We start from the raw sequence: 15,932 nt of genomic DNA, 5'->3' as shown, positions 1-15,932 counted from the left end.
GCCGGGGCCCGCCGTGACTTGGGGCCATCCGGCTGCCCGGTCAACCGGGAGCGGGGCCGGGCTGTTCCGGGCGCGAGGGAGCCGGGCGGGCGTGGACAGGGCCGATCGGTTCTGCTATCGGGCCGGCTTCGAACAGGGGTGCTCCATGCAGCGCCCTTTCGCTGTTTCCACCAATCCGCCGCCAGGCGAATGCTTTTGACGAGGAAGACGCGTGCAGGTTCTTGTCCGGGACAACAACGTCGATCAGGCGCTGCGTGCCCTGAAGAAGAAGATGCAGCGCGAAGGCATCTTCCGTGAGATGAAGCTGCGCGGCCATTACGAGAAGCCCTCCGAGAAGCGGGCGCGCGAGAAGGCCGAGGCGGTCCGCCGGGCCCGCAAGCTCATCCGCAAGCGCATGCAGCGCGAGGGGCTGCTGCCCTCGAAGCCGAAGCCCCCGCCGCGGGCGGGCGGTCCGGGCCGCGGCCCGCGTCCCGGCGGCGCCCCCGCCGCGGCTCCGGCGGCGGCTCCCGCGGCCGCCCGCGCCTGATCTCGCCCGGCCGCGGGCCGGACGGTCCGCGCGTGGCCACCACGAGACGACACGGCCCGACCGCCGGTCGGGCCGGCGAAGGAGCGGGGCCCATGCTGCGTTGGAACCGGCTGTCCGGGCTGGCCGCGTCCGCCGTCCTGGCCGCGACGCTGGCGGGATGCGAGTCGGCGGGACGTGTGGCGAGCGCCCCGCGCGTCGCCGTGCTCGACGAGGATCGCTCGGGCTCGAGCGCCGTCAATATCGAATCGCTCAGCGACGTGGTGGCGCGCAATCCCGGCGACGCCTCCGCCTACAACACGCGCGGCGCCGCCTTCGCGCGCTCCGGGCGCTATTCCGACGCGATCGCCGATTTCAACAAGGCGCTCCAGATCGATCCGGCCAATGCGCCGGCCTATACGAATCGCGCGCTCGCCTATCGCCAGATGGGACGAAGCGACGCGGCGCTCGCCGATTTCAGCCGCGCCATCGAGGCCGATCCGAAATACGGCCCCGCCTATATCGGCCGCGCCAATCTCTATCGCGTGCAGAACCAGTTCGACGCCGCCCTGGCCGATCTCACGCAGGCCGTGCGCCTTCTGCCCGAATCGGCCGAGGCTCTGCATGCGCGCGGGCTCGTGCATCAGCGCATGGGCCGGCACCGCGAGGCGGTGATCGATTTCGACGCCGCCATCGACCGCAACGCCTATGTCGCCGCGCCCTATGCCGCCCGCGGGCAGAGCCTGGTCGCGCTCGGCCAGTTCGACAAGGCGATCGAGGATTTCAACGCGGCCCTCAACGTCAACAGCCGCGACGCGGATAGCTGGGCCTATCGCGGCGTCGCGCTCGAGAAGCTCGGCCGGCGCCAGGAGGCGATCGAGAGCTATACCCGCGCCACCTCGATCGACCAGGGCAACCAGACCGCGCGGCAGGGGCTCGGACGCCTCCAGGGTGGCCTGTTCCGGGGCTGAGGCTCCCTGTCATCCCGAGCGCTGTCGCATAGGGAGGGCCGCCCCTCCCGCTTCTCCCCGCTTGCGGGAGAGGAGACCCTTGCGAGCTGCCAACGCCAGAGGATCTACGCCGCCTTCCTTTCCGCCAGGAAAGTCCCCATGCGATCGAGGGCGCGCGAGATGTTCTCCGCCGAATTGGCGTAGGAGATGCGGATATAGCCCTCGCCGTGGACGCCGAAATCGGGGCCGCCGATCGTGGCGACGCCGGCCTCGTCGAGGAGCGCGGAGGCCAGCTTCTTCGCCTTCCAGCCGGTCCGCGAGATGTTGGGGAAGGCGTAGAAGGCGCCCTTGGGGACGATGCAGGAGACGCCGGGCAGCCGGTTCAGGCCCTCGGTCACGAGCTTGCGGCGCCGGTCGAAGGCCGCCATCATTTCCGCCACGCAATCCTGCGGCCCGCTCAGGGCCGCGATGCCCGCGAACTGCGTCGGCGCGTTGACGCAGGAGAAGGAATTCACCGCGAGCTTCCTCACCATCTCGTAGAGCTTGTCCGGCCAGACCGACCAGCCGAGGCGCCAGCCCGTCATGGCATAGGTCTTCGAGGCGCCGTCGAGATAGATCAGCCGGTCGCGGATCTCCGGGTAGGAGAGCAGCGAGACATGCGGCGCCCCGTCATAGGTCATGGCGCCGTAGATCTCGTCCGAGAGGATCGCGACGTCGGGGAAGGCCGCGAGCCCGGCGACCAGGGCGTCGATCTCGGCCTTGGGCGTCACCCCGCCGGTCGGGTTGGCGGGGGAATTGACGATGACGAGCCGTGTCTTCGGCCCGATCAGGGAGAGGGTCTCGGCCGCCGAGAAGGCGAAGCCGTTCTCCTCGCGGATCGGGATCGGCACGGGCGTCGCGCCCGTATATTCGATCATCGAGCGGTAGATCGGAAAGCCCGGATCGGGATAGAGGATCTCCGCCCCCGGCTCGCCGAACATCAGGATGGCGGCGAACATCGTCACCTTGCCGCCCGGCACCACCATGACACGGCCCGGATCGACCTCGACGCCGAAGCGGCGGTGGAGATCGCCGGCCACCGCCTCGCGCAGGGGCAGGATGCCGGTCGCGGGCGTATAGCCATGATGGCCGTCGCGGATCGCCCGGATCGCCGCTTCCGCGATATGGGGTGGCGTCGGGAAATCCGGCTGGCCGATGCCCAGATTGACGATGTCGCGGCCCTGCGCCGCGAGATCCGTCGCCCGGGCCAGGACCGCGAAGGCGTTTTCCTCGCCGATCCGGTCGAAATTCGCCACAGTTCTGAACATAACCCTCTTCCTCCCGGAACCGTGTCTCTTTTGCCCCTATGGCCGAAGGAAGCGGTCCTGAACAGGCCGCGCGGCCGCGTTCCGATTGACGGCTCGCGGATGCTGCGAATAGGACTTTCGTCGATGTCGCGCCCGGTGCGGAAAGGTCTGGACGAGCGAGCCGCATGAGGTTGGCCAAGCGCAAGCGCCCGCCGCCGCGCAACCACAAGGACGAGCGCCCGCCGGAGCCCGGCGCCCGGCGCCCGCTCCGGCTGGCGAGCGAGCCCAAGCCCGTCCGCCAGCGTCTTCCCGATCACTGGGAGCCGGGCTTTCTGAGAATGGCCGGGCTGCCGGAGGGGCGCTCGCTCAGCTATGTCGTGGACGGGGTCGGCACCTATTACGACGCGACCGCTCCGAGCGAACTCGAATATCTGCTCGAACATGGCGGCTGGGAGGAGGACGAGCTGCTGGAGCGCGCCGGACGCGCGATGCAGGCTCTCCTCGGCTCGGGCATCTCGCTCGACAACGATCCCCGGCGCGCCTCGCTCGGCGACCTCCTGGACCGGCAGGCGGCCGGACGCCGCCTCGTCGTGGTGGTGGACCAGCCGCGCGACGATCCGACCGTGGGCCTCGCCCTGGCCGGCCCGACGCGGTTCGCCTCCATGCTCGCCCATGCGGAGGCGGAGCACGGCGGGGACGATATCCTCGTGGTGATGGACCCGGCCGCTCCCTGCGGAGCAGCTCCGGGCCCTCTGGAGAAGGCGGAGGGCGTGCGGGTGGTGCGCGAGCCCGTCACCGCGGCCTCGATCCTGGCGCAGGCACGGCATGTCTATACGGTGAGCGCCCATCTCGGCTTCGAAGCCGCGATGTCGGGGCTTCCCGTGACCTGCTTCGGCATGCCTTTCTATGCGGGCTGGGGCTTCACCAGCGACCGCCTCATCACCCCCCGCCGCACCCGCAGGCGCAGCGTGGCGGAGGTCTTCGCCGCGAGCCATTTCGTCTATTCGCGCTATTTCGAGCCCTACCGGAGCCGGCCGATCACCTTCGAGGAGGCGCTGGAGATCGCCGTCCTCGGGGCGGAGCGCGCCCGGGAGAACGCGCAGATCACCCTCTGCCTGGGCTTCGCCGACTGGAAGAGGGCCTGGGTCAGGGAGGCGCTGAAGGCCCCCGGCTACCGGCCGGTGGTCGCGAGCCGGCCGGCGGAACTGGCCGGCTACGAGCGCGTGGTCGGCTGGGCGAGCCGGGCCCCCGGGGAGGCCGAGCGCGCCTGCGCCGAGGCGAAGGTGCCCTATATCCGCATGGAGGACGGCTTCCTGCGCTCGATCGGGCTCGGGGCGAGCCTTCGCACCGGCGCCTCCTACGTCCTCGACCGGACCGGGATGTATTACGACGCCTCGCGCCCGAGCGACCTCGAGACGCTGCTGGAGAAAGGCGCCTTCGACGAGGCCCTGCTGCTTCGCGCCCGGCGCCTGCGCGAGGCGATCGTGAGCGCGGGCCTCAGCAAGTACAATGTCGGCTCGGCTCCCATGCCCCCGCTCCCGAAGGGAAAGCCCGTCGTCCTGGTCGCGGGGCAGGTCGCGAGCGATGCCTCGATCCAGCTCGGCGGCTGCACCGTCCAGGGCAATCTCGGCCTGATCCGGGCAGCGCGGGAGGACCATCCCGACGCGGTGATCGTCTACAAGCCTCATCCCGACGTCGAGGCGGGCCTGCGGCCCGGCCGGGTTCCGGCAAAGCTGCTCGATAAATATTGCGACCTCGTCATCCACGACGTCTCCGCCCCCGTCGCGATCGAGGCGGCCGACCGCGTGGTGGTGGCGACCTCCCTCATCGGCTTCGAGGCTCTGTTGCGGGACAAGCCCGTCACGACATACGGGCTGCCGTTCTATGCCGGCTGGGGCCTGACGGCCGATCCGGGCTCGCCGCGCCGGACCCGGCGGCTGACGCTCGACGAACTCGTGGCCGGCGCGCTCGTCCTCTATCCACGCTACATCGATCCAGTGACGGGGCTGCCCTGCACGCCCGAGACCATCGCCGGGCGCCTCGCCGACGGCGATCCCCTGCTCGGCCGGCGGACGCGCTCGGTCAAGGCGCTGCTGAAGGAAGCCTGGTCGACGGCCTTCCGCCGGGCTGGCCGGCGCGCCTGAGACTCAGGTCCCGGTCAGCCTTTCGGCCGCGGCCAGGACGGCGGCCTCGACGCCCGCGGGGCTGAACAGCCCGCCCCTGATCTGCGTCTCCCTGGCGAGGGCGCGCGTGAAGGCGTCGACCAGGTCCAGGTCCGGCGTCGTCGCCTCCATCCAGAAGCGGTCGAGCGGGCCCTGGAAGGCGAGCCCCGGCACATCGAAGATCGCCGAGCCGAGCGTGACGACCGGCAGCCCCGCCCGCAGCGCCCAGATGCCCACGGTCGAGTTGATGGTGACGACGCCGCGCGCGCCTTCCAGCGCCTTGGCCAGCATGCCCCCGTCGAGGAAGTCCACCCTGTCGGGCACGCCCCATTTGATCGCCGCGCGCCGGACCATGCGGCCCCAGTTGCGCAGCATCGGGTCGAGCGGATGAAGCTTGATGAGGAGGCGGGCCCGGGGCGGCGCATTGGCCGCGAAGGAGCGGATCACCTCCTGCATCGGCGTCTTCATGTCGGAATAGGGCGAATATTCGCGAAGCTGGAAGTCCTTCTCGAGTTGCAGCGGGAAGACCCAGTAGGGCACGCCCGCAGTGCGCAGGGCGGCGACGTGCCGGTCGACCTTCGGGCCCGACCGGCGCACCTTCAGGAGGTGCAGGCCGGTGCCGAGATAGACCATGAAGGGATGGTCGGGCAGGTGGGAGCGATAGCCCGGATAGAGCCAGGGCGTCAGGACGGTGGAGGTGTGATAGGCGATGTCGTTGACGGCCTCGCGGAAGAAGCTCTCGGGATAGAGGAGCTGCATGTCGACGGGCGGCGCGTCCCGCGCGAGCGCCCGGATGTCGTCCGGGTCGCGTGGAAAGCGGCTGTCTCCGGACATGCCGTCGCGCTCGAAGGTCAGCCAGTCGGGCCGCAGATAGCCGAAATCGGTCACATAGACCCTGATGCCGCGCGCCCGCGCCGCGGCGGTGGCGACCTTGTGGTAGAAGCGGTGGCCCCCATTCATCACGACGGCCGTGACGCCCTCGCGGTCGAGCAGCTCGGCGATGAAGGCGGGCCATTCCGGGCGCGTGCCGCGATAGTCGATGGCGCCGGGCCGCCGCCAGAACAGCCGGTCGCCGAAGCACAGGTTGACCCGCAGGGCGCGGTGCCCCCGCTCCTCCAGCAGGGCGGCGAGATCGCTGTAGAACGACGAGACCGGGCCTTGCAGGAAGAGAACCACCCGCGGAGGCGGGGCGGGGATGTCTTTCGTCGTCATGGACATGGCGGCGGCGCCTCAATCTCACGCGCCCGCCGCCGCGGCAATGGCGCCGGCCCGGTTCGCGGGCAATCCGGGGTCCGCTATCTGGGCTCGAGAGCGTGCACGCGCTTGATCGACACGGCGATCCAGGAGGCGAGGGTCGCCTTGATCAGGTCGCCGGGGATGAAGGCGAGCGTGCCGAGGGCCGCGTGGGCGGGGGGGAGCCCCGTCACGGCGACGAGCCAGAGGATCCCGCAGAGATAATCCACGACGATCCCGCCTGTCAGGCAGGCCAGCAGGTGGCCGGCGAAGCTGCGCGTCGCGCCTCCCGCCGGCGAGGGAGCGTGCGCGGCGAGGAGGCCGGTGACGAAGGCGGCGGGAATCCAGCCGAGGATGAAGCCCGCGCTCGGGCCGGCCAGCACGCCCATCCCGCCCCGCCCCCCGGCGAGGACCGGCAGCCCCATCATGACCAGCGCGACCAGGATCAGGACCGAGGCCGCGCCCCGGCGCGGGCCGAGCAGGGCGCCCGCCAGCATCACGCCGAGCGATTGCAGGGTGATCGGGACGGGAAGGAAGGCGAGCGGGATGCCGGGCAGCGCTCCCAGGACGACGATGAGGGCGGCGAACATCGCCGACAGGACGAGGTCGTGCGTGGTCATCGAGGCTCTTCGGTGGCTTTCCATGAACGGGCGTCGATGGCGTCGGCCATCTCGCGCGCGTCCCGCAGGATGCGCGCGATCAGGGGCAGCACGAGCCGATGGGGCGCGGCGGCGAGGCTCCTGGCTTCCCTCGCCTCGCGCAGCTCGCGCAGGGCCGAGCCGAGCCGCGGCACCGAGCGCAGCGCGATGGCGAGGGCGAGCCCCGCCTTCTCGGCCGATACGAAGGGAAGCCGCTCGAACGGCCTGAGAGCGCGGACGAGCGCGTCCTGGACCGCGCTGGCGCGCGTGGTTTCCGTGACGACCTGCGCGAGAAGAATCAGCGCCAGGAGGCGGAACAGCACGGCCAGTCCCGGAGCCGGGCCCTCGAAGGCGAGGGTGAGGAGGGCGACCCCGCCGATGGCCAGGGCCAGCGCCCAGGACGCGGCGGCCGCGAGCCGTCCGGGCCCGACGGCGAGAAGGGCGAGACCGAGCGCGAGGAGGGCGGCGGCCGCGAGCGGCCAGGGCGAGCGCGTGAGGAGCAGCGCGGTCGCAGCGCACATGAGCGCGAGCAGCTTCGGCCCGGCCGGGAGCGCGCGGAGGCGGGCGGCGAGCGCGGGCGCCAGCGGGCCTCTCACGACAGGTTCCTCCTGTACCAGGCGCAGGCGGCGGCCGGGCGGTCGTCGGCGACGATGCGGCCGCCGTCGAGCACGAGGGCCCGCTCGCAGGAGGCGGCGAGGTCGAGGTCGTGCGTGACGAGGATGGCCTGCTGCGCGAGACCCTCGATGCGCGCCGCGATGCGGTTGCGGTTGCGCAGGTCGAGCATCGTCGTCGGCTCGTCGAGGACCAGGATCCGCGGCTCCATGGCGAGGACGCCGACCAGGGCGACGAGCTGCAATTCGCCCCCGCTCAGCGCCTCGACCGGGCGCTCCGCGAGGCTCCCGATCCCGTGCGCCTCGAGCGCTTCTCTCGCCCGCGTGGTCGCCTCCTCGCGGCCGAGCCCGAGATTGCGCAGGCCGAAGGCGACGTCCTCCTCGACGATGGGGAAGACGATCTGGTTATGCGGGTTCTGGAAAACGTAGCCGACCTTGCGGCGGACGGCCTTCACATCCGCGGCCACGTCGATCCCCTCGACGAGGACGCGTCCGGTGCTCGGCCGCGCGAGGCCGTTGACGAGCCGCGCCAGCGTGCTCTTGCCCGAGCCGTTGAGGCCCAGCACGGCGATCCGCCGCTCCGCCAGCTCGCAGGTGATGCCGGACAGGACCGCGCGCCCGGCGAGGGTCACACCCACGGCCTCGAACCGGACCGGGCCGCAGCTTTCCCAAGGATTCATGCGGAGGCCGCGGCACGACCCTGCCGGGGGCGACATCCTCCTGCGAGCAAGGTCATGAGCGAGCTTTCCCGTGGGGCGGAGGGCCCGCCCGGCATGGCCACGGGCTTTACAATCCACGCGGCGCCGATGGCCAGAGGCGCCGTGCCTTCGGCAGGCCGCCCCGCCGGGGCCCGCCTGCGGCTGCGACCCCGGAATATTGGGGGATTGGGGCGCATATGACTGCCCGACTTTGAGCCATGTCAAATAGCCGCAGCCCGGGACAGGCTAGCGTCGATTCCGTGCCTTCTCCTTCGAAGGCCACCACGGAGACGACGATGTCGAAAACGCAGCAGGGATCGCCGGGCGGTCCGCCCGTCGGGCGATTCGGCCGGTGGGCCGTCGGGGTGCTGGCGCTCGCCGCCGCCCTGACCATCACCCCGGCCTTGGCGCAGGGCCACAAGCATGGCGGCAGCGCCCCTCAATCCGCCCAGGCGCAGCCGGCCCAGGGCCAGCCCGCGGCGGCCCAGCCGGCCCAGGCGCAGCCCGCGGCGGACAGGCAGGGCGCCCCCGCCTCCTCCAGCTATCACGCGCCGACGGTCTTCACCTTCAAGACCGGCATTTCCGGCGGCCGCATGGTCTATCTCGGCGTCGGCGGAGACATCGACGGCAAGGTCAACCCGACCATCACCGTGCACGAGGGCGAGCTGGTCCAGATCAACCTGATCAACGGCGAGGGCGCCGAGCATGACATGGTCATCGACCAGCATGCCGCGCGCTCCTCGATCGTCGTCGGCAAGAACGCCTCCTCCACCTTCTCCTTCACCGCGTCGAAGGTCGGCGAATTCGCCTATTTCTGCTCGATCGCCGGGCACCGGCAGGCGGGCATGGAAGGGATGATCCACGTCATAGCCGGCACGCGCGGGGCGACCGCCACCGGGGCCGCCGACATCGTGCGCGATCCGGCCGACCTGCCTCCCCCGATCGGCCTGCGGCCGCCGAAGGTCGTGCGGGTCGATCTCGAGACCACCGAGCTGGTCGGCACGCTGAGCAACGGCGCCACCTACACCTACTGGACCTTCAACAACAAGGTTCCGGGTCCCTTCGTGCGCGTGCGCGTCGGCGACACCGTCCAGGTGCATCTGAAGAACCCGGCCAACAGCGTGATGATGCATTCGGTCGATTTCCACGCCGCGACGGGTCCGGGCGGCGGCGCCCACATGACCCAGACCGAGCCGGGCGCCGAGAACGTCGTCACCTTCCGGGCGCTGAAGCCGGGCATCTACGTCTATCACTGCGCGACCCCGAGCGTCGCCCACCACATCAGCAGCGGCATGTACGGGCTGATCCTCGTCGAGCCGGAAGGCGGCCTGCCGCGCGTCGACCGCGAGTTCTACGTGATGCAGGGCGAGCTCTACACTGTCGATCCCTTCGGCGGGAAGGGCATGCAGGAGATGGATTTCGACAAGCTGATCTCGGAGCGGCCTGAATACTTCATCTTCAACGGCGCCGTCGGGGCGCTGACGAAGACGCACCCCCTCTACGCCAATGCCGGCGAGACGGTGCGGATCTATTTCGGCGTCGGCGGGCCGAACTTCACCTCGTCGTTCCATGTCATCGGGGAGATCTTCGACAACGTCTATACTTTCGGCAGCCTGACCTCTCCTCCGCTGACCAACGTCCAGACCGTGACCGTGCCTGCGGGCGGCGCCGTCGCCGTCGACTTCAAGATCGACCGCGGTGGCCAGTACGTGCTCGTCGATCACGCCCTGTCGCGCGCGGAGCGTGGCTTGGCCGGCTATCTGATGGTCGACGGGCCGGAGAACGACGACATCATGCATACGGGCCCGGCCAAGGCCGGGGCCGGGCAGCAGTAAGGTCTTCGACCTCGAAGCCGGATCGCTGCCTCGTCTCCTCGGAGCGGGCGGCGATTCGGGAGCGCGGGGGCGGAGCCGCCCCCGCGCTTCCAAGGCCCGCCCGGCGCGGATCACGTCCCCGCTTGCCATCGCCCCCGCCCGCCCCTAGAGCCGCCCCCTGACGCGAAAGGGGCGAGGCGGTGAGCGGATTCAAGGAGCTGGTCTTCTCCGGCGTGCAGCCGACGGGGAACCTGCATCTGGGCAATTATCTCGGCGCCGTGCGCCGCTTCGTGACCTTGCAGGAGACGCATGACTGCATCTATTGCGTCGTCGACCTGCACGCGATCACCGCGACGCTGAGCCAGCCCGACCTCGCCGCCCAGACGCGCGAGGTGACCGCGGCCTTCCTCGCCGCCGGCATCGATCCGAAGCGCCACATCGTCTTCAACCAGAGCCAGGTCCCCGGCCATGCCGAGCTGACCTGGATCTTCAACTGCGTCGCCCGCATCGGCTGGCTCAACCGCATGACGCAGTTCAAGGAGAAGGCGGGCAAGGACCGCGAGAACGCTTCCGTCGGCCTCTACGACTATCCCTGCCTGATGGCGGCCGACATCCTCCTCTATCGCGCGACCCATGTCCCGGTCGGCGAGGACCAGAAGCAGCATCTGGAGCTGACGCGCGACATCGCCATCAAGTTCAACAACGACTTCGCGGAAAAGATCGCCGCGCGCGGGCACGGCGAGGGCTATTTCCCCGTGACCGAGCCGCTCATCGGGGGGCCGGCGGCGCGGGTGATGTCGCTGCGCGACGGCACGAAGAAGATGTCGAAATCCGATCCCTCCGACTATTCGCGCATCAACCTCACGGACGATGCGGACGCCATCGCCCAGAAGGTCAGGAAGGCCAAGACCGATCCCGAGCCGCTGCCCTCCGAGGAGGCCGGCCTCGCCAAGCGCCCCGAGGCGGAAAACCTCGTCGGCATCTATGCGGGGCTCTCGGACACGACGCCCGCCGAGGTGCTGCGGGATTTCGGCGGCGCCCAGTTCTCGGCCTTCAAGTCGGCCCTGGTCGATCTTGCCGTCGCGAAGCTCGGGCCGATCGGCGCGGAGATGGCCCGGCTCGTGAAGGATCCCGGCCATATCGATTCGGTCCTCGCGGACGGCTCGGCCCGCGCCGCCGCCATCGCGGAGCGGACCATCGCCGACGTCAAGGACATCGTCGGGCTGATCCGGCGCGGATGACCCCCTCCGCGGCGCGGCCGTCTTGCCCGCGCCGCGAGCCTTCGTCACATTCCGCGCGCGGCGGAGAGAAACCATGTCAGGCGCGAAGAGACGCTCCTTCGAATCCGGCCACCGGCCGAAATTCCTCGTCGTCATCGACGGCTCGCCCGAAAGCAGCCGGGCGGTGCATTTCGCGGCGCGGCGGGCGGCGCGGACGGGGGCGAGCCTGATCATGCTCGGTGTCGTGACGATGACCGAGACTTTCGAGTTCCTGGGCGTCGGCGATGCCATCCGGCAGGAGGCGGAGGAGGAGATGACGCGCCTTCTCGCCGCGGCCGTCGACCACGCCAAGGAGGCCGCCGCCGTCACGCCCGAGCAGGTCGTCCGGGAGGGAGATAAGGCCGCCTGCATCCGCGAACTGATCGAGGCGGACCAGGACATCTCCTTCCTCGTGCTCGCCGCCTCGACGGAAAGCACCGGCCCCGGTCCCCTGATCAGCGGCATCGCCTCGTCCTCGCAGGGCTTCGCCGTGCCGATCGTGATCGTCCCGGGCGACCTGACGGACGAGGAGATCGACGCCCTCGCGGGGTGAGGGCCCGGCGCCCGGGATTGAATCTGCGCCCCCGGCGCTCACATCCCGGACAGACCCGTGCTAAAGGGCGCCATACCGTCGAGGCGCGCTCCGCACGCCGCCCGAGAGGACAGGACCATGTTCATCCAGACCGAAGCCACGCCCAATCCCGCCACGCTGAAGTTCCTGCCCGGCCGCGTCGTGATGCCGAGCGGCACCTTCGACGCGCCGCGGCCCGAGGCGGCCGCGGGCTCCCCGCTCGCCGAGCGGCTTTTCGGCCTGCCGGACGTCGCCGGCGTGTTCCTCGGCTACGACTTCATCACCGTCACCAAGAAGGCCGGCGACTGGCAGCATCTGAAGCCCGCCATCCTCGGCGAGATCATGGAGCATTTCGTCTCCGGCGCGCCGGTCCTGGTGGAAGGCGGCGCCACGGCGCAGGCGGGGGACGGGGAGGAGTTCTTCGACGATTCCGATGCCGAGACGGTGGAGATGATCAAGGACCTGATCGAGACGCGCGTGCGGCCGGCGGTCGCGGGCGACGGCGGCGACATCACCTTCCGCGGCTTCAAGGACGGCGTCGTCTACCTGAACATGAAGGGGTCCTGCCAGGGCTGCCCCTCCTCGACCGCCACGCTCAAGCACGGCATCGAGAACCTCCTGCGCCATTTCGTGCCGGAGGTGCAGGGGGTCGAGGCGGTCTAGAGGGAGACGGACCGCGATGCGCGTTCTGGCCATCGACACCGCGCTCGGCCAATGCGCGGCTGCCGTGATCGACGGGGCCGAGATGGAGCCGGTCGCCGCCGAGGCGATCGCGATGGAGCGCGGCCATGCCGAGGCGCTCCTGCCGCTTCTCGACCGGGTGATGGCCCGTGTCGAGGGCGGGTTCTCCTCCCTCGACCGCGTCGCGGTGACGATCGGGCCGGGCAGCTTCACGGGCCTGCGCGTCGGCATCTCGGCGGCGCGGGCGGTGGCCCTCGCCTGCGGGATCCCGGCCGTCGGCGTCACCACCCTCTCGGCGCTGATGGCGCCGCTGATGGCGAACGGGCCGGCCCGCCTCACGGTCGCGGCCATCGACGCGCGCGGCGGGCGCGTCTTCGCGCAGGGAATCGGCCCCTCGGGGCGCCTCGTCATCGGGCCGGCCGTTCTCGGCCTGCGCGACGTCGTGCGCTCGCTCGGCTCGGGCGCGGTCGCCCTGGCCGGCTCCGGCGCCGCGATGGTGGCGCAGGAGGCGCGGGCGGTCGGGATCGAGGCCGTCGTGGAAGGGGCGTCGAGCCTGCCCGACATCGTCTGGGTGGCCCGGATCGGCATGGCGGCCGAGCCGGCGGAAGCCCTCGCCAAGCCCTTCTATCTCGCGCCCCCGGACGCCCGTCCGCAGGACGGGGCGCGAATCGCCCGGCTTTGAGCTGGCTCCCGCAACTCGGCTTGCCTCGCCCGGCGCCGCGCATCGAGGCGCTGCGGCCGGCCCATGCCGAGCGTCTGGCCGAGATCCACGCCCAGGCCTTCGCGCGGCCCTGGTCGGCGCTCGAATTCGAGGGCTTCCTGACCGACCGGACCATCCAGGCGGACGGCCTTTTCCTGGGGCGCGCGCGGCAGCCGGCGGGATTCGTGCTGTCGCGGGTGACGCTCGACGAAGCGGAGGTCCTGTCCGTCGCGCTCGACCGTGCGGCGCGGGGCCAGGGCCATGCCGGCCTCCTGCTCGCCCGTCACCTCGAGACCCTCGCGCGGGCCGGCGCGGCCTGCGTGCATCTCGAGGTGGAGGAGGGGAACGCGCCCGCCTTCGCGCTCTATCGCCGGCTGGGTTTCCGGCAATCGGGCCTGCGGCCGGGCTATTACGCGCGTCCCGACGGCTCGCGGGCCACAGCCGTCTCGATGACCAGGGAACTCGAAGGCCCGCTGCCTCCGCCCCTGTGACGCGGATCGCCGGAACCCCGACGCCACGATGAGGCCCTCCCTTGCCCTGCGCCTTGCGGCGGTCCTCGCGATCGTCGCGGCGCTGCTGCCGCTGCAGGCCGTGGCGCTCCGCCGCGGCTGGCGGAGTGCCGAGCGCATTCCGGTCCGGTTCCACCGCCTTCTCCTGCGGCTCCTGGGCGTGAGCGTCACCGAGACGGGCCGGCCGCCCGCGCCGGGAACGGCGGTGCTCTTCCTTTCGAACCACGTCTCCTGGCTGGACATTCCCGTCCTCGCTGCCCTGCTGCCGCTCTCCTTCATCGCCAAGAGCGAGGTGGCGGGCTGGCCGCTGGTCGGGCTGCTCGCGCGGCTTCAGCGCTGCGTCTTCGTCGATCGCAGCCGCAAGGTCGCGACGAGCGAGGTCAACGCGATCGTGGCGCGCCGGCTCGGCTCGGGGGATGCGATCGTCCTCTTCCCCGAGGGCACCACGGGCGACGGCATCCGGCTTTTGCCCTTCCGCTCCTCGCTGGTCGGCGCGGCGCGGACGGCGCTCCTCACCCATGCCGTGGAGACGATCCGCCTCCAGCCGGTCGCGCTCTCCTATCGCCGCCGGCACGGATTGCCGATCACGCGGCGCGAGATGCCGCAGGTCGCCTGGTACGGCGACATGGATCTCGCTCCTCATCTCGCGGCGATCGTCCGCGGCGGGCCTCTCGACGTCACGGTGGCCTGGGGCGAGCCGATCCTGCTCGACGCGGCGACCGACCGCAAGCACGCGACGGCCGCCGCCGAGGCGGCCGTCCGCGAGGCGCTGGCGGGGATCAGGGCGCAGGGCGGTCCTGTTTTGTAGCCGCCCGCTATTCTCTTGGGCCGCGGGAGGTCGTAAGAGAGGGGCTATCCGTTCGTGCCGGGACCCGAAAGGTCCGCCATTGCCCCGATCCGCGTGAAGACCGTCTTCGTCAAATCCTACGGCTGCCAGATGAACGTCTACGACGCGGCCCGCATGGCCGACGTCATGGCGTCCGAGGGCTATGGCGAGGCGAGGAGCGCGGAGGAGGCGGATCTCGTCATCCTGAACACCTGCCATATCCGCGAGAAGGCGGCGGAAAAGGTCTATTCGGAGCTGGGCCGGCTGCGCCTCCTCAAGGAGGAGAAGCGCGCCGCGGGGCGGCAGGCCGAGATCGTCGTCGCGGGCTGCGTGGCCCAGGCCGAGGGCGCCGAGATCATGCGCCGGCAGCCGGCCGTGGACGCCGTGATCGGGCCCCAGAGCTATCACCGCCTGCCGCAGCTTCTCGCGGCCGCGAGGCAGGCGACCGCCGCCGTCGATACCGAGTTCCCCGCCGACGACAAGTTCCGCCACCTGCCGGCCCTCTCGCGCGAGAGGGTCCGGGCGCGGGGCGTCTCGGCCTTCCTCACCGTGCAGGAGGGCTGCGACAAGTTCTGCTCGTTCTGCGTCGTGCCCTATACGCGGGGCGCCGAATCGTCGCGCCCCGTCGCCGCGATCCTCGACGAGGCGAGGCGGCTCCTGGATGCCGGCGTGCGCGAGGTGACGCTGATCGGCCAGAACGTCAACGCCTATCACGGCGAGGACGAGGCCGGCCGCCCGGCGACTCTTGCCCGGCTGATGGAGCGGCTCGCCGTCCTGCCCGGCCTTCTGCGCCTGCGCTACACGACGAGCCACCCGAACGACATGGGCGAGGACCTGGTCGCGGCCCATCGCGACCTCCCCGTCCTGATGCCCTATCTGCACCTGCCGGTTCAGTCGGGCTCCGACCGCATCCTCGCGGCCATGAACCGCCGCCATGATGCCTCCGCCTACCGGCGCCTGATCGACCGCATCCGGGCCGCGCGGCCCGATATCGCGCTGTCCTCGGATTTCATCGTCGGCTTCCCCGGCGAGAGCGAGGCGGATTTTGAGGACACCTTGCGCCTCGCGGCGGAGATCGGCTTCGCCTCCTCCTTCTCGTTCAAATACAGCCCGCGCCCCGGCACGCCGGCGGCCGAGACCGGCGACCAGGTGCCCGAGGAAGCGAAGTCCGAGCGGCTGGCGCGGCTCCAGGCGCGGCTCGAAGCCGATCGCCAAGCGTTCAACCGGGCGACGGTCGGGCGGCGGCTCGACATCCTGGTCGAGAAGCCCGGACGCCATCCGGGGCAGCTCGCCGGCAAGTCGCCCTATCTCCAGGCGGTGCAGGTGCAGATGGACGGCATGGCGGCGGAAATCGGCAGCGTCCTGCCGGTCGTCGTGACGAGGGCCGGCTCGAACAGCCTCTTCGCCGAGCCGGCGGGCGCCGCCGCCGGGGTGGCGGCCGCGGGGAAAACTCCCCCCCCCGCCCCCGCGGGCCCCCCCCCCCCGGCGCGCC

16 protein-coding genes are annotated in these 15,932 nt (G+C 71.1%); 11 read left to right on the top strand and 5 right to left on the bottom strand.

Features of this window, described 5'->3' with window-relative positions; all coding sequences use genetic code 11:
* Window positions 1–211 precede the first annotated feature (211 nt).
* Entirely contained in the window at window positions 212–526 is a 315-nt protein-coding gene (gene rpsU, locus PKD06_RS09435; RefSeq protein WP_324379852.1) for a 30S ribosomal protein S21, read from the top strand.
* Between the two features lie 92 nt (window positions 527–618).
* Window positions 619–1,473, top strand: coding sequence for a tetratricopeptide repeat protein (locus PKD06_RS09430; RefSeq protein WP_324379850.1), 855 nt, complete (start codon window positions 619–621; stop codon window positions 1,471–1,473).
* A 104-nt stretch (window positions 1,474–1,577) separates the two neighbouring features.
* On the opposite strand, the gene PKD06_RS09425 is transcribed toward PKD06_RS09430, so the two are convergent.
* The gene (locus PKD06_RS09425) at window positions 1,578–2,759 is read right to left on the bottom strand and encodes a pyridoxal phosphate-dependent aminotransferase (RefSeq protein ID WP_324379848.1); all 1,182 of its coding nucleotides are present in this window, start codon (window positions 2,757–2,759) and stop codon (window positions 1,578–1,580) included.
* Between the two features lie 164 nt (window positions 2,760–2,923).
* Between PKD06_RS09425 and PKD06_RS09420 the strand changes: the two genes are divergently transcribed.
* Window positions 2,924–4,882: a capsular polysaccharide biosynthesis protein gene (locus tag PKD06_RS09420; RefSeq protein ID WP_324379846.1), complete on the top strand. Its 1,959-nt coding sequence runs from the start codon at window positions 2,924–2,926 to the stop codon at window positions 4,880–4,882.
* A gap of 3 nt (window positions 4,883–4,885) precedes the next feature.
* Here PKD06_RS09420 and PKD06_RS09415 read toward each other — a convergent pair whose 3' ends face one another.
* From PKD06_RS09415 to PKD06_RS09400, 4 genes are all read right to left on the bottom strand, one after another.
* The gene (locus tag PKD06_RS09415) at window positions 4,886–6,112 is read right to left on the bottom strand and encodes a capsular biosynthesis protein (protein ID WP_324379844.1); all 1,227 of its coding nucleotides are present in this window, start codon (window positions 6,110–6,112) and stop codon (window positions 4,886–4,888) included.
* A gap of 83 nt (window positions 6,113–6,195) precedes the next feature.
* On the bottom strand, window positions 6,196–6,753 hold the full coding sequence (locus tag PKD06_RS09410; RefSeq protein WP_324379842.1) for a biotin transporter BioY: 558 nt from the start codon (window positions 6,751–6,753) through the stop codon (window positions 6,196–6,198).
* Window positions 6,750–7,367, bottom strand: coding sequence for a CbiQ family ECF transporter T component (locus PKD06_RS09405; RefSeq protein WP_324379840.1), 618 nt, complete (start codon window positions 7,365–7,367; stop codon window positions 6,750–6,752). The genes PKD06_RS09410 and PKD06_RS09405 overlap by 4 nt, the downstream gene beginning before the upstream one ends.
* A complete protein-coding gene (locus PKD06_RS09400) occupies window positions 7,364–8,062 on the bottom strand; it encodes an ABC transporter ATP-binding protein (protein WP_324379839.1) in 699 nt (232 codons plus the stop codon). The genes PKD06_RS09405 and PKD06_RS09400 overlap by 4 nt, the downstream gene beginning before the upstream one ends.
* A gap of 314 nt (window positions 8,063–8,376) precedes the next feature.
* Between PKD06_RS09400 and nirK the strand changes: the two genes are divergently transcribed.
* The 8 genes from nirK to miaB form a co-directional block, all read left to right on the top strand.
* Complete coding sequence (gene nirK / locus PKD06_RS09395) at window positions 8,377–9,915, top strand: copper-containing nitrite reductase (RefSeq protein ID WP_324379837.1); 1,539 nt, start codon at window positions 8,377–8,379, stop codon at window positions 9,913–9,915.
* Between the two features lie 179 nt (window positions 9,916–10,094).
* Window positions 10,095–11,135, top strand: coding sequence for a tryptophan--tRNA ligase (gene trpS / locus PKD06_RS09390; protein WP_324379835.1), 1,041 nt, complete (start codon window positions 10,095–10,097; stop codon window positions 11,133–11,135).
* A gap of 73 nt (window positions 11,136–11,208) precedes the next feature.
* On the top strand, window positions 11,209–11,706 hold the full coding sequence (locus tag PKD06_RS09385) for a universal stress protein (RefSeq protein WP_324379833.1): 498 nt from the start codon (window positions 11,209–11,211) through the stop codon (window positions 11,704–11,706).
* 117 nt (window positions 11,707–11,823) lie between these two features.
* Window positions 11,824–12,387 (top strand): NifU family protein, encoded by a 564-nt coding sequence (locus PKD06_RS09380; RefSeq protein ID WP_324379831.1) that lies wholly within the window; start codon window positions 11,824–11,826, stop codon window positions 12,385–12,387.
* 16 nt (window positions 12,388–12,403) lie between these two features.
* Window positions 12,404–13,087: a tRNA (adenosine(37)-N6)-threonylcarbamoyltransferase complex dimerization subunit type 1 TsaB gene (gene tsaB / locus PKD06_RS09375; protein ID WP_324379829.1), complete on the top strand. Its 684-nt coding sequence runs from the start codon at window positions 12,404–12,406 to the stop codon at window positions 13,085–13,087.
* Window positions 13,084–13,596, top strand: coding sequence for a GNAT family N-acetyltransferase (locus PKD06_RS09370; RefSeq protein ID WP_324379827.1), 513 nt, complete (start codon window positions 13,084–13,086; stop codon window positions 13,594–13,596). The genes tsaB and PKD06_RS09370 overlap by 4 nt, the downstream gene beginning before the upstream one ends.
* 28 nt (window positions 13,597–13,624) lie before the next feature.
* Window positions 13,625–14,422 (top strand): lysophospholipid acyltransferase family protein, encoded by a 798-nt coding sequence (locus tag PKD06_RS09365; RefSeq protein WP_324379825.1) that lies wholly within the window; start codon window positions 13,625–13,627, stop codon window positions 14,420–14,422.
* 93 nt (window positions 14,423–14,515) lie between these two features.
* The coding region (miaB, locus tag PKD06_RS09360) for a tRNA (N6-isopentenyl adenosine(37)-C2)-methylthiotransferase MiaB (protein ID WP_324379869.1) at window positions 14,516–15,932 on the top strand (1,417 nt) is incomplete at its 3' end.

It is taken from the genome of Enterovirga sp., from assembly GCF_035325185.1.
Lineage (GTDB): Bacteria > Pseudomonadota > Alphaproteobacteria > Rhizobiales > Beijerinckiaceae > Enterovirga.
The sequence above is the reverse complement of the archived record's forward strand: the minus strand, read 5'-3'. Positions and strand labels throughout refer to the sequence as shown.

Excerpts from the sequence above, each read along its gene's own strand:
- PKD06_RS09365 (WP_324379825.1), top strand. The coding sequence starts at position 13,625 with ATGAGGCCCTCCCTTGCCCTGCGCCTTGCGGCGGTCCTCGCGATCGTC.
- nirK (WP_324379837.1), top strand. The coding sequence starts at position 8,377 with ATGTCGAAAACGCAGCAGGGATCGCCGGGCGGTCCGCCCGTCGGGCGA.
- PKD06_RS09400 (WP_324379839.1), bottom strand. The coding sequence starts at position 8,062 with ATGAATCCTTGGGAAAGCTGCGGCCCGGTCCGGTTCGAGGCCGTGGGT.
- PKD06_RS09385 (WP_324379833.1), top strand. The coding sequence starts at position 11,209 with ATGTCAGGCGCGAAGAGACGCTCCTTCGAATCCGGCCACCGGCCGAAA.
- PKD06_RS09430 (WP_324379850.1), top strand. The coding sequence starts at position 619 with ATGCTGCGTTGGAACCGGCTGTCCGGGCTGGCCGCGTCCGCCGTCCTG.
- PKD06_RS09420 (WP_324379846.1), top strand. The coding sequence starts at position 2,924 with ATGAGGTTGGCCAAGCGCAAGCGCCCGCCGCCGCGCAACCACAAGGAC.
- PKD06_RS09415 (WP_324379844.1), bottom strand. The coding sequence starts at position 6,112 with ATGACGACGAAAGACATCCCCGCCCCGCCTCCGCGGGTGGTTCTCTTC.
- PKD06_RS09410 (WP_324379842.1), bottom strand. The coding sequence starts at position 6,753 with ATGACCACGCACGACCTCGTCCTGTCGGCGATGTTCGCCGCCCTCATC.
- PKD06_RS09380 (WP_324379831.1), top strand. The coding sequence starts at position 11,824 with ATGTTCATCCAGACCGAAGCCACGCCCAATCCCGCCACGCTGAAGTTC.
- tsaB (WP_324379829.1), top strand. The coding sequence starts at position 12,404 with ATGCGCGTTCTGGCCATCGACACCGCGCTCGGCCAATGCGCGGCTGCC.
- PKD06_RS09425 (WP_324379848.1), bottom strand. The coding sequence starts at position 2,759 with ATGTTCAGAACTGTGGCGAATTTCGACCGGATCGGCGAGGAAAACGCC.